The following is a 12,812-nucleotide window of genomic DNA, read 5'->3' on the forward strand; positions in this document are numbered from 1 at the left end:
GCTACCGAGCGGATTCGGCGGGCCCGGTGAACTCGTCGGTCAGTTCGTCTCGCCCACGGACGCCGAGCTTCCGGTAGACCCGCTGGAGGTGCGTCTCGACCGTACGGACGGAGAGCACCAGGCGCTCTGCGATCTCGCGGTTGGACAGTCCCGACGCCGCCAATCCGGCCAGTTCGAGTTCACGAGCCGAGAGCAACGCCGACTGCCCGGGCCGCACCAGGGGCAACGAGGTCACCCCGCAGGCCGCGATCCGGGCGTCGCGTCGTCGCGCGGAGGCCGCTGCCGCGCGGGCAGCGCCGGCTCGGCGGTGGAGCTCGGCCGCCCGGTCGAAGGCCTCCGCCGCCACGATGTGCAGATCGATGCCCTGAGCGTCGTGCCCGACCCCGTCGAACTCGTCCGCGAGGAGTGACAGCGACTCCTCGTCCTCGCCCACCGCAGCCTCCCCGGCCGCGAGAGCGCGGACCAGGCGCAGCGTGACCACGACGTACTCGCCGTCCATGCCGACGGCGAGTCGCTCGATCCGGCCGACCAGGGCGGCGGCCGCACCCATCCTCGCGGCTTCCGCCAGAGCCGCCAGGGCGGGAAGCAGAAAACCGGCTGCCTCATGCGTGTCGGCCGAGCGGATGAGCGACGCCCGGGCCGGCTCCCGCTGCCCCGAGCTCGCGTGGATCCATCCCTGCACCTGCAGGAACTTGCCCGAGACACCGGCGCCGGCACCGTGGTCGTCCGGGCCCTCCCACGGAAGCCACGCGCGAGCTCCCTCGGGATCACCGGCCAACGCCGAGGCCAGGGCGAGATCGAGCTTCACCAGGGCCAGGGTGCGCCCCACGCCGGCGAGCTCCAGCACGACGGTCGTGGCGCGCAGTTCGTCCTGCGCCTCGCGCAGTCGGCCGGCGGAGAGCAGGAGGGTTCCGACGGCCCAGCCGAGCATCCCCTGCGGGACCGGTTGGCCGAAGGTCGCCACCAGGTCGCGCAGCGCGCGCACCTCGGGCAGCGAGTCGTCGACGCGACCGCGCGTCGCATTCAGATTCGCCCGGACCATGTGCACGTTCGAGGCATCCGCCCCGACGTCCGCGTAGGCGGCCTCGGCACGGTCCAGCGCCTCGGCGGCGAGTGCGAGGCGACCCCTGAAGAGATGGGCGGTGCCGACGAGGAAGAAGCCTTCGGCGCGTTCGAGTCCCTCGGCATCCGGCAGTGCCGTCTCGATGAGTTCCCTGCCCGCCTCGACCTCACCCAGATTGAAGAGCATGAAACCCCGCAGCATGTTCCGCCGGAGGTCGCTCAGAGCCAGTCGCTCCAGCGAGACCTCGTCGATGAGCTCCACCGACTGCACGGCGCTCTCACGCACGTGACGGGCCATCGCCTCGAGTGCGGCCATCCGCTGCACGTCGTCGGAGGCATCCTGCGCACTCCGGGCCAGCCGATCCAGAGCGTCGTCCGGTCGCCCCGCCTGCGACTCGGCGGCCGCCAAGGTCATCGCCGCGTCGAATCCCCCGCCGTTCGCCACAGCCGCCTCGGCGAGACGCACGGAGAGGTTCGCCTGCGCGGTGCCCAAGGAGACGCGCGCGGCCCTGATCAGGGTCTCCGGCGCGATCCACTCACCGAGGTCCAGCCCGAACCGGCCGAGGGCGAGCGCTTCGGCGCCGGTGAGCTCGGTCGGTGCCAGGTGTCCCAAGACGTCCACGAGGGCGGTCGCGAGCCGGCGGCGCCGCACGGCGCCGACCGCGAGAGCCGTCGTCGTCTCGTCGATGCCGTCGTGGATGCGCAGGGACGGGGCACCTGATCCGCCCTGCTCGTCGATCGCGATGACCTCTTCGCCCTCGAGCCACTCGAGCACGTCGAGGACGTCCTTCTCCGCCAGGCCCACCGCCTCCAGCACGGCGGTCACCACCGCGAGACCGAGCGACGGGGCGAGACTCAGCAGATCGAGCACGATCCCGGTGTCCGGATGCTCCGCGCGCACCCCGTGCCCGGCCCGGGTCGAGACCGCCGCGTCGAGCGCCGGCATGCTCGGCAGCGGGCTGATCGGGCGCCAGGTCCCGTCGTCGAGGGTCAACGCGCCGGCGGAGACCGAGTGGGAGAGCGCCCGGAGGAACGGGGCGATCTGCCGGCCCCCACGCGCGGGAACGAATTCCGGCACGGCGGACGGATGCAGGGGCGCGCCGAGGTGGGCCGTCGCCAGCGCGGTCAGCTCGCGAGCGGTCAGCGGGCCGAGGTCGACCTGCGTCAGCGTGCCCCGACGCACCAGACGCTCGATCCGTCGGGACGGCCCGGCGGCACCCACCGACGCGACGGGCAGGATCTCCCGTGCGGCGACCGCGCGCGTCCACCGCTCGGCGGCGTCGTCGTCGAGCCGCTCGAGATCGTGGCCCACCCACAGTCTCGACCGGCAACCGTCGTCCAGGCTGCCGACCAGTTCACGGATGAAGCGAGATCGCCCCGAGCCGGGACGCCCCGACACCAGCACTCCGACGCCGGCCAGCAGAGACCCACGCGCGCGGCCGAGATCCCTCTGCCGCCCCGTGTACGGGGTGGAGTCGTCCTCCGGATGGTCCATCCCCGCTCCCACCGCTGATCCGCCCGTGCGGTCGATCAGCCCTCCGGGCCGGGCGCCCCGACGGCTTCGTCGAGTGGGCCCTACCGGGCTCGAACCGATGACATCCACGGTGTAAACGTGGCGCTCTACCAACTGAGCTAAAGGCCCGTCGCGGTGGCGACGCGTGAAAAGCATACAGGCCGGCGAGGGGCGCCCGGGGAATCCCGGCCTAGACTTCGGACGTGACACAGGATGACGCGGCGACGAGCGGCGCGGCCCGGCAGGACGCGCCCGAGGACGACTCCCCGTCGGTGAAGAAGGAACGCGCCGAGGCCGAGCACCGCTGGCCGGCCGCGATCGGCGTGCTGGTCATCCTGGTGAGCTATGCCACGCTGCCGCCGGAGTTCTTCGGGTCGGTGCGCTACGGCGTGGTCGCGGTGTGCCTGGTGCTGCTGGTGCCGGTGATCGTGATCAACCCGCACCGCCTGCGCCGGCAGACCACCTGGTCGCGCCGGGTGAGCGTGGCGCTCGTGCTGCTGATCGGCATCACCAACCAGGTGCTGCTCGTGACGCTCGTGCAGCTCCTGGTGGCCAACACCTCGGACGGTCCGAGCGTGCTGCTGGCGGCGCTGCAGGTGTGGATCACCAACGTCATCGGCTTCGCCCTGCTCTACTGGGAGCTCGATCGCGGCGGCCCCGTGGTGCGCACGCAGCGCACGCGGCACACCCTGCCACCCGCCGACTTCCGCTTCCCGCAGGACGAGGACCACGACGCCTCCCCCGAGGTCGCCGCCCACTCCTCGCGCACCAGCAACTGGCTCCCGGGCTTCGTCGACTACTTCTACTTCTCGCTGTCCGACTCGATGGCGTTCAGCCCCACCGACGTCATGCCGCTGACCCACCGCGCCAAGCTGCTGATGGGCCTGGAGGCCTTCGCCGGCTTCGTGCTGCTCGCCCTGGTCATAGCCCGGGGCGTCAGCCTCCTCGGCTGAGCCCGGCTGCGCGATGCCCGGCCGCGCGATGCCCGTCTGCGCGGTGACCGCTCAGACGCGGGCGGGCACCAGGTCTTCGAGGGCGGCGCGGTAGGCGGCGATCGAGCGCGCCTCACCGGGGGCCGTGATGAACGAGGCGCGGATGATGCGGTTCTCGTCGATCAGGAAGGTGGCGCGGTTCGCGAAGCCCTTCTCGTCGAGGAACACCCCGTAGTCCTTCGCCACGTCGCCGTGCGGCCAGAAGTCGGCCACGAGCGTGAAGTCGTAACCCTCCTTCTCGGCCCAGGCGCGCAGGGTGGCCTTCGAGTCGACCGAGATGCCGATGAGTTCGACGTTCGCATCCTTGAACAGGGCGAGGTTGTCCTCGAGCGTGCAGAGCTCGCTCGTGCACACGCCCGAGAAGGCGAGCGGGAAGAAGACGAGTGCGACGGGCTTCTTGCCCTGGAACTGACTCAGGCGGATCCGCTCCCCGTACTGGTTGGGAAGATCGAAGTCGGGTGCCAGAGTGTCGTTCTCCAAAGCCATGGAGGCTTCCTTTCCACTGCCGGGACGTCTTTCCGGCAAACGCCCCGCAATCATAGACCTGATACGACCCTGCACCAAGCGTGGGGCCGCCGACGCACAGCCGGCGCCCAGCGGAAACCTCCAGCGAGCTGGCGCGTTCGTGGTGGAAATAGTCACTAGGCTTGACTGTGGCGTTCGCCACCCCATCCCCGGTGCCGGCGCCTGACATCCAACGATCTGTGTACAACAGACAACAGAATGAGAGGTCGCCGGTGACTGTCAACGACCAGGACCCGTACTCGGCTGGACACGTGGATTCCGATCCGGAGGAGACCGCCGAGTGGAATGAATCACTCGACGCCCTCGTCGCCGCTCAGGGCCACGGCCGCGCGCGCGACATCATGTTGAGCCTGCTCAAGCGCTCGAAAGAACTGCACCTGAACGTGCCGATGGTTCCGACGACGGACTACCTCAACACGATCGCCCCCGAGAACGAGCCCGAGTTCCCGGGCGACGAGAACCTCGAGCGCAAGTACCGTGCCTGGATCCGCTGGAACGCGGCCATGCTCGTGCACCGCGCCCAGCGCCCCGGCATCGCGGTCGGTGGCCACATCAGCACCTACGCCTCCAGCGCCGCCCTCTACGAGGTGGGCTTCAACCACTTCTTCCGCGGCCAGGACCACCCGGGCGGCGGCGACCAGATCTTCATCCAGGGCCACGCCTCCCCCGGCACCTACGCCCGTGCCTTCCTCGAGGGCCGCCTGAGCGCCAACCAGCTCGACGGCTTCCGTCAGGAGAAGTCGCACATCGGCGGCGGCCTGAGCTCCTACCCGCACCCGCGGCTCATGCCCGAGTTCTGGCAGTTCCCCACGGTGTCGATGGGTCTCGGCCCGATCAACGCGATCTACCAGGCCCAGCTCAACAAGTACCTCACCAACCGCGGCATCAAGGATGCGTCCGACCAGCAGGTCTGGGCCTTCCTCGGCGACGGCGAGATGGACGAGGTGGAGAGCCGCGGCCAGCTGCAGGTGGCCGCGAACGACGGCCTCGACAACCTCAACTTCGTCATCAACTGCAACCTGCAGCGCCTCGACGGCCCGGTGCGCGGCAACGGCAAGATCATCCAGGAGCTCGAGAGCTTCTTCCGCGGCGCCGGCTGGAACGTCATCAAGGTGGTCTGGGGCCGCGAGTGGGACGACCTGCTCTCCCGCGACACCGAGGGCGCCCTGCTGAACCTGATGAACACGGTTCCGGATGGCGACTTCCAGACGTACAAGGCCGAGTCGGGCGCGTACGTGCGCGAGAACTTCTTCGGCCGCGATCCGCGTGCCCTGGAGCTGGTGAAGGATTACACCGACGACCAGATCTGGAACCTCAAGCGCGGCGGCCACGACTACCGCAAGGTCTACGCGGCCTTCAAGGCGGCCAGCGAGCACAAGGGCCAGCCCACTGTCATCCTGGCGCACACCATCAAGGGCTACGGGCTCGGCCCGTCGTTCGAGGGCCGCAACGCGACCCACCAGATGAAGAAGATGACGCTGGACAACCTCAAGACGTTCCGCGACGAGATGCACATCCCCATCACGGATGCCCAGCTCGAGGAGAACCCGTACCTCCCGCCGTACTACAACCCCGGCGAGAACGACGAGGCCATCCAGTACCTCCACGAGCGCCGCCGCGCGCTCGGCGGCTACGTGCCGGAGCGCCGCACGAAGCACACGGCCTTCACGCTGCCCGACGACTCCAGCTACCAGACCCTGAAGAAGGGCTCCGGCACGCAGGAGATCGCCACCACCATGGCCTTCGTGCGTCTGCTGAAAGACCTCACGCGCGCCAAGGACTTCGGCAACCGCGTGGTGCCGATCATCCCCGACGAGGCGCGCACCTTCGGCATGGACGCCTTCTTCCCGTCGAACAAGATCTACAACCCCAAGGGCCAGACCTACACCAGTGTCGACCGCGAGCTGCTGCTGGCCTACAAGGAGAGCCCTCAGGGGCAGATCATCCACGTGGGCATCAACGAGGCGGGCGCCCTCGCGGCGTTCACCGCGGTGGGCACGAGCTACTCCACGCAGGGCGAGCCGCTCATCCCGATCTACGTGTTCTACTCGATGTTCGGCTTCCAGCGCACGGGCGACGCCCTGTGGGCGGCGGGCGACCAGATGGCGCGCGGCTTCGTGATCGGTGCCACCGCCGGCCGCACCACCCTCACGGGTGAGGGCCTGCAGCACGCCGACGGCCACTCGCACCTGCTCGCGGCCACCAACCCCGCGGTCGTCTCCTACGACCCGGCCTACGGCTACGAGCTCAACCACATCGTGCGCGACGGCCTCGAGCGGATGTACGGCGGATCGCACAGCGACCCGAACGTCATGTACTACCTCACGGTGTACAACGAGCCGCACGTGCAGCCGGCCGAGCCCGAGGGTCTCGACGTCGACGGCCTGGTCAAGGGCATCTACAAGCTCAAGTCGGGCTGGACCGAGGGCCCCAAGGCCCAGATCCTCTCCTCCGGCGTCGCCGTGCCGTGGGCCCTCGAGGCCCAGGAGCTGCTGGCGAACGACTGGGGCGTCTCGGCAGACGTCTGGTCGGTCACCTCGTGGACCGAGCTCCGCCGCGACGGCCTGCGCGCCGAGGAGCACAACTTCCTGCACCCGACCGAGGAGCGCCACGTGCCCTACCTCACCTCGAAGCTGCAGGATGCTCCCGGCCCGTTCATCGCGGTCTCCGACTACATGCACGCGGTCACCGACCAGATCCGTCAGTTCGTGCCCGGTGAGTACGCCACGCTCGGCGCCGACGACTTCGGCTTCTCGGACACCCGCGCCGCGGCCCGTCGATTCTTCAAGATCGATGGCCCCTCCGTGGTGGTGCGCGTGCTCGAGCAGCTCGCCGCCCGTGGCGAGGTCGACCAGAACGCCCCCTCCTGGGCGATCGAGAAGTACCGCCTCTACGACGTGACGGCCGGCACCTCCGGTTCGGCGGGCGGCGAGAGCTGACGCCGACGCGCGGGAACACATCGATGATCGTGGTCGGGGCGGCGTCGCTCCGGAGGCCGGGCCCTCGGAGGTCGTTCTGATGGCTGCCAAGACGAAGGCGCAGACCCTCGCCTGGTTGCGCACCATCCAGGGCGAGCTCTCCACGGCCACGATCAAGCGTCTCGACGCGACGCTGCCCTGGTACGGCGACATGCCACCGGGGCGGCGTTCGGCGGTCGGCCTGGTGGCGCAGGCCGGCATCAAGTCGTTCATCCAGTGGTACGACGACCCGACCACCACCACCTGGATCGCCGCCGACGTGTTCGGCTCGGCGCCCCGGGAGCTGTTGCGCTCGGTCAGCCTGCAGCAGACGCTGCAGCTGATCCGCGTGGTCGTCGAGGTGGTCGAAGACCGCGTGGCGGGGTCCGACCCCTCGCTGCGGGAAGCGATGCTGCTGTACTCCCGCGAGATCGCCTTCGCGGCCGCCGACGTGTACGCCCGCGCCGCCGAGGCCCGCGGTCTCTGGGACGCCCGGCTCGAGGCCCTCGTGGTCGACAGCATCCTGAGCGGGGAGTACGACGACGAGCTGCCGAGCCGGATCGCGGCCCTGGGCTGGCACGGGCACGGCGAGGTGAGCGTGCTGGTGGGCACGACGCCCCGCCAGGTCGACGTCGACCAGCTGCGCCGCACGGCGCGGCACCTCAACGCCGACCTGCTGATCGGCGTGCAGGGTGGCCGGCTGGTGCTCGTGATCGGCCGGGCGCAGCCCGCCAACGGCCTGAACCCGCTCGATGCCGCCGTGCCTGAGGAGGAGACCTCCACGGTCGCGGCCGAGCCGGCCCTGTCGTTCCTGGACATCGCCACGCAGCTGGAGCCGGGGTTCGGTCCCGGCTACCTCGTGCTCGGCCACGAGGTGCCGAGCCTCGTCGACGCCTCACGCAGCGCGAAGGCCGCCCTCGCGGGCTTCGCCGTGGCGCGCGCCTGGCGCAACGCCCCGCGCCCGATGCTCGCCGACGACCTCCTGCCCGAGCGCGCCCTGGCAGGAGATCCGCTGGCGCGCTCCACCCTCGTCAACCGGGTGTACCGGCCGCTGCAAGACCAGTCCCCCGAGCTGATGACGACGCTGTGGTGCTACCTCGACAACGGCCGCTCGCTCGAGGCGACGGCCCGCGAACTGTTCGTGCATCCGAACACCGTGCGCTATCGCCTGAAGCGGGTCACGCAGGTGATCGGCTGGGATGCGACGGGCGCCCGGGAGGCCCTCATCCTGCAGTCGGCGCTCATCCTCGGGTCGATGAACGACCACGACTCGCCGGGCCATCGCCGATGACCTGCACCCCATCCGCTTGTCGCATTCCTCCAGTGTCTTTCGAGATCTCTTGGTCACGCTCGACACAGCACCCGTCCGAACTCTTGGGAGACTGAAGTCATGATCGTCGTCGTATGCCCCGGCCAGGGGTCGCAGACCCCGGGCTTCCTCGAACCCTGGATCGCTGAAGCCTCGTTCCGCGACACGCTCGTCGAGCTCGGCGACAGCGCCGGTGTCGACCTGGTGGCGCACGGCACCACGAGCGACGCCGACACCATCCGCGACACCAAGGTGGCGCAGCCGCTGATCGTGGCGGCCGGCATCCTCACCCTCGACGCGCTGTTCGCCGAGGGTCGTCGCGATCGCGTCGGCGGCATCGCCGGCCACTCGGTGGGCGAGATCGCCGCGGCCGCCGGAGCCGGAATCCTCACCAACCCGGATGCGATGCGCCTCGTGGGCGAACGCGGCCGGGCGATGGCGGATGCCGCGGCCCTCACCTCCACCGGCATGAGCGCGGTCGTCGGCGGCGACCAGACCGAGCTGCTGGCCCTCTTCGAGGAGCACGGCGTGCTGCCCGCGAACTACAACGGCGGCGGGCAGACCGTGGTGGCCGGTGCTCCGGATGCGCTGGCCCGGCTCGCCGAGGCCGCCCCGCGCGGCGTGCGGGTCATCCCGTTGCAGGTCGCCGGCGCGTTCCACACGCACTACATGGCCCCCGCGGTCGACCGGCTCGCGGCCGTCGCCGAGACGCTGCACCCGAGCGACCCGACGCTGCCGATCTGGACCAACCGCGACGGATCACTCGTCAGCAGCGGCGCCGAGTTCGTTCAGCTGCTCGTCGGCCAGGTCTCCAACCCGGTTCGCTGGGACCTCTGCATGGAGTCCTTCGCCGCCGCGGGCGTGACCGGCCTGATCGAGGTCGCCCCCGCGGGCGCCCTCACCGGTCTCGCCAAGCGCGGCCTCAAGGGCGTGCCCGCCGTCGCGGTCAAGACGCCCGACGACCTGCCCGCCGCCTTCGACCTGCTCGACCAGGCCGCCTGAGCGACCGCTGCATCCGACACCCCCTACGACCACGGAAGGCCCCGCGGAACACGCCATGACCAAGCCCTCACTCAAGCAGTCCACCGGACCGGAGTTCACCCGCATCTACGCCATCGGCGCCGCCCGCGGCGACCTCTCGGTCGTCAACGACGACCTGGTGGGCCCGATCGACTCCTCCGACGAGTGGATCCGCCAGCGCACCGGCATCGTCGAGCGCAAGCGCGCCTCGCACGACGTGTTCGCGGTCGACCTGGCCGAGGCCGCGGCCAAGGAGGCCATCGAGGGGGCGGGCATCCTCCCCTCGCAGATCGGCGCCATCCTGGTCTCCACCATCTCCAACCCGGTGATCACGCCCTCGCTGGCCACGCACGTGGCCGAGCGGATCGGGGCCCCCTTCGCCGCCGCCTACGACATCAGCGCGGCCTGCGCCGGCTACGCCTACGGCATCGGCCAGGCCGACGCCCTGATCCGCTCCGGCATGGCCGAGTACGTGCTCGTGATCGGCGCCGAGAAGCTCTCGGAGTACGTCGAGCCCACCGACCGCTCCATCTCGTTCCTGCTGGGCGACGGTGCGGGCGCCGCAGTGGTCGGCCCGAGCGACACGGTGGGCATCGGCCCGACGGTGTGGGGCTCGGATGCCACGAAGCGCGACGAGATCCACATGACCGGCACCAGCCTCCAGTTCCGCGACCAGGAGGCGGAGTGGCCGACGCTCTGGCAGAACGGCCAGGCCGTGTTCCGCTGGGCCGTGTGGGAGATGGTGAAGGTGGCCAAGCAGGCCCTCGAGGCCGCCGGTGTGACGGTCGAAGACCTCGCCGCGTTCATCCCTCACCAGGCGAACATGCGCATCATCGACGAGTTCGCCAAGCAGCTGAAGCTGCCGGAGTCGGTCGTCATCGGCCGCGACATCGAGACCACCGGGAACACCTCGGCGGCATCGATCCCGCTGGCCACCCACCGGCTCCTGAACGAGCGTCCGGAGCTTTCGGGCGGCCTCGCCCTGCAGATCGGCTTCGGCGCGGGCCTCGTGTTCGGCGCGCAGGTCGTCGTTCTGCCATGAGCAACCCTCTAAACTAAGTCTCGGTCAAACACACCCCAAGGAGAGAACAATGGCATTGTCCACCGAAGAAGTACTGGCCGGACTGGCTGAGCTCATCAACGACGAGACCGGCATCGCGACCGACACTGTCGAGCTGGACAAGTCCTTCACCGACGACCTCGACATCGACAGCATCTCGATGATGACGATCGTCGTGAACGCCGAAGAGAAGTTCGACGTCAAGATCCCCGACGAAGAGGTCAAGAACCTGAAGACCGTCGGCGACGCCGTCACCTTCATCGTCGCCGCCCAGGCCTAGGACGCAGTTCCCGCCCACCCGCGGATGGTCGGCAGGATCGCGGCCCGAGAGCACTGATCCTGCCGACCCCACAGCACATCCCGTGCACACGGCGCCATCCCGGCGCACCTGGACTGACCACCCACAGAAAGTTTCACCATGAGCAAGAAGATCGTCGTCACCGGTATCGGTGCCACCTCGCCCCTGGGCGGAACCGCTGCCGAGAGCTGGAAGAACCTGCTCGCCGGTGAGTCCGGAGCGACCACGCTCACGCAGGACTGGGTGGCCGAGCGCGAACTGCCCGTCACCTTCGCCGCACAGGCCCGCGTGGCCGCCTCCGAGGTGCTGGAGCGCATCGAGACCAAGCGCCTCGACCCGGGCAGCCAGTTCGCCCTGATCGCCGCGCGCGACGCGTGGGCGGACGCCGGCTCCCCCGAGGTCGTGCCCGAGCGCTTCGGCGTCGACTGGGCTACCGGCATCGGCGGCGTCTGGACGCTGCTGGACGCCTGGGACACCCTGCGCGAGAAGGGCCCGCGCCGCGTTCTGCCGATGACGGTGCCGATGCTCATGCCCAACGGCCCCGCGGCCGCCATCGAGATGTCGCTCGGCGCCCGCGCCGGCGCCCGTACGGTCGTCTCGGCCTGCGCCTCGAGCACCGAGTCGATCGTCAACGCCTACGAGCACCTGCAGGCCGGCTACGCCGACATCATCATCGCCGGCGGCTCCGAGGCCGCCATCCACCCGCTGCCGATCGCCGCGTTCGCCTCGATGCAGGCGCTCTCCAAGCGCAACGACGACCCGGCCACGGCCTCCCGCCCCTATGACCTCACCCGCGACGGCTTCGTGCTCGGCGAGGGCGCGGCCGCCCTCGTGCTCGAGACCGAGGAGCACGCCCTGGCCCGCGGCGCGAAGATCTACGCCGAGCTGCTCGGCGGTGCGGTCACCAGCGACGCGTACCACATCACCGCTCCCGACCCCGAGGGATCGGCTGCCGCGCGTGCCATGATCGCGGCGGTCGAGAGCTCGGGCTTCGAGCTCTCCGACGTCGCCCACATCAACGCGCACGCCACGTCGACGCCCGTCGGTGACATCGCCGAATACAAGGCGCTGCTGCACGTGTTCGGCGACCGCCTGCACGACATCCCCGTCTCGGCCACGAAGGCCTCCACGGGGCACCTGCTGGGCGGTGCGGGCGCGATCGAGGCGATCTTCACGGTGCTCGCGCTGCACGAGCGCACCGCTCCCCCCACGATCAACCTGTCCGAGCAAGACCCGGACATCCCGCTCGACGTGGTGCGCGAGCCACGGCAGCTTCCTGAGGGGGAGCTTGTGGCGATCTCGAACTCGTTCGGGTTCGGTGGCCACAACGCGGTAGTAGCTTTCAAAACCGCCTGATCGGGCGGTACAAGACCGAACGCAACGGGCCCTACTCGACGACCCAGGGTGAGCGTGGAGGCCGAGCGTAGCCCGGCCCCCACCTAACCCACCCGGTGGAGGTAGATGACCGGGGACATGTCGGAGGCGTAGCGGAAGGGCTCGAGTTCGTCGTCCCAGGCCTGGCCGAGGGCCAGGCGGAGTTCGCGGTGCAGCTCGAGGGCGTTGGTGCCGGCCGCCTCCATGGCGTTGCGGATGCGGTCCTCGGGGATGACCGTGTTGCCCGAGGCGTCGACCTGGGCGTAGAAGATGCCGAGGTCGGGCGTGTGCATCCAGCGGCCGCCGTCGGTGCCCTCACTGGCGTCTTCGGTGACCTCGTAGCGCAAGTGCTCCCAGCCGCGCAGTGCGGAGGCGATCGCCGCGCCGGTTCCCGGAGCACCTTCCCAGTAGAAGTCGGCACGCTGGGCGCCGCGCAGCACGGGCTGCTCGATCCAATCGAAGTTCACGGCACGACCGATAGCGCGACCTGCGGCCCACTCGACGTGGGGGCAGAGCGCGCGGGGCGCGGAGTGGACGTAGACCACCCCGCGAGCAACGATTGCCGCCATAATTCTCTCCATTCGTGAGGTACGTCTTCCCCAACGACCTGTGAACGGAATGCAATGGCGTTATTCGGTTGTGCTCACATTATGCCGCCGCCCCCGAGGGAATCACAACCGTGTCATCCCGGGTGTCGGGAAC

At 69.9% G+C, this 12,812-nt stretch carries 10 protein-coding genes and 1 tRNA gene; 7 read left to right on the forward strand and 4 right to left on the reverse strand.

The window, feature by feature from the left end:
- Position 1: 1 nt before the first annotated feature.
- Both ACN4JJ_RS16130 and ACN4JJ_RS16135 read right to left on the reverse strand, forming a co-directional pair.
- Positions 2-2,557 (reverse strand): helix-turn-helix transcriptional regulator, encoded by a 2,556-nt coding sequence (locus ACN4JJ_RS16130; RefSeq protein WP_440710919.1) that lies wholly within the window; start codon positions 2,555-2,557, stop codon positions 2-4.
- Positions 2,558-2,631: 74 nt separating this feature from the next.
- Positions 2,632-2,704 (reverse strand) — tRNA-Val (locus ACN4JJ_RS16135).
- Positions 2,705-2,778: 74 nt separating this feature from the next.
- On the opposite strand from ACN4JJ_RS16135, the gene ACN4JJ_RS16140 reads away from it, so the two are divergent.
- Entirely contained in the window at positions 2,779-3,528 is a 750-nt protein-coding gene (locus ACN4JJ_RS16140) for a hypothetical protein (protein ID WP_440710920.1), read from the forward strand.
- A 51-nt stretch (positions 3,529-3,579) separates the two neighbouring features.
- Here ACN4JJ_RS16140 and ACN4JJ_RS16145 read toward each other — a convergent pair whose 3' ends face one another.
- Positions 3,580-4,053 (reverse strand): peroxiredoxin, encoded by a 474-nt coding sequence (locus tag ACN4JJ_RS16145; RefSeq protein ID WP_291052613.1) that lies wholly within the window; start codon positions 4,051-4,053, stop codon positions 3,580-3,582.
- A gap of 251 nt (positions 4,054-4,304) precedes the next feature.
- On the opposite strand from ACN4JJ_RS16145, the gene aceE reads away from it, so the two are divergent.
- The 6 genes from aceE to ACN4JJ_RS16175 all read left to right on the forward strand — a co-directional run bounded on the left by aceE (position 4,305) and on the right by ACN4JJ_RS16175 (position 12,092).
- Positions 4,305-7,031 carry a pyruvate dehydrogenase (acetyl-transferring), homodimeric type gene (gene aceE / locus ACN4JJ_RS16150; protein ID WP_440710921.1) on the forward strand — a complete coding sequence of 909 codons (2,727 nt, stop codon included), beginning with the start codon at positions 4,305-4,307 and terminating at the stop codon, positions 7,029-7,031.
- A gap of 79 nt (positions 7,032-7,110) precedes the next feature.
- Entirely contained in the window at positions 7,111-8,340 is a 1,230-nt protein-coding gene (locus ACN4JJ_RS16155; RefSeq protein WP_440710922.1) for a PucR family transcriptional regulator, read from the forward strand.
- Between the two features lie 99 nt (positions 8,341-8,439).
- Positions 8,440-9,360 carry an ACP S-malonyltransferase gene (locus tag ACN4JJ_RS16160; RefSeq protein WP_440710923.1) on the forward strand — a complete coding sequence of 307 codons (921 nt, stop codon included), beginning with the start codon at positions 8,440-8,442 and terminating at the stop codon, positions 9,358-9,360.
- 55 nt (positions 9,361-9,415) lie between these two features.
- Positions 9,416-10,420: a beta-ketoacyl-ACP synthase III gene (locus tag ACN4JJ_RS16165; protein ID WP_440710924.1), complete on the forward strand. Its 1,005-nt coding sequence runs from the start codon at positions 9,416-9,418 to the stop codon at positions 10,418-10,420.
- A gap of 49 nt (positions 10,421-10,469) precedes the next feature.
- Positions 10,470-10,718, forward strand: coding sequence for an acyl carrier protein (locus ACN4JJ_RS16170; RefSeq protein WP_137837315.1), 249 nt, complete (start codon positions 10,470-10,472; stop codon positions 10,716-10,718).
- A 138-nt stretch (positions 10,719-10,856) separates the two neighbouring features.
- Entirely contained in the window at positions 10,857-12,092 is a 1,236-nt protein-coding gene (locus ACN4JJ_RS16175; RefSeq protein WP_440710925.1) for a beta-ketoacyl-[acyl-carrier-protein] synthase family protein, read from the forward strand.
- A gap of 83 nt (positions 12,093-12,175) precedes the next feature.
- On the opposite strand, the gene ACN4JJ_RS16180 is transcribed toward ACN4JJ_RS16175, so the two are convergent.
- Positions 12,176-12,679 (reverse strand): DUF3145 domain-containing protein, encoded by a 504-nt coding sequence (locus ACN4JJ_RS16180; RefSeq protein WP_440710926.1) that lies wholly within the window; start codon positions 12,677-12,679, stop codon positions 12,176-12,178.
- Positions 12,680-12,812 lie beyond the last annotated feature (133 nt).

Origin of the sequence: Herbiconiux dendrobii (assembly GCF_052048175.1) — a bacterium.
Taxonomy (GTDB): Bacteria; Actinomycetota; Actinomycetes; order Actinomycetales; family Microbacteriaceae; genus Herbiconiux.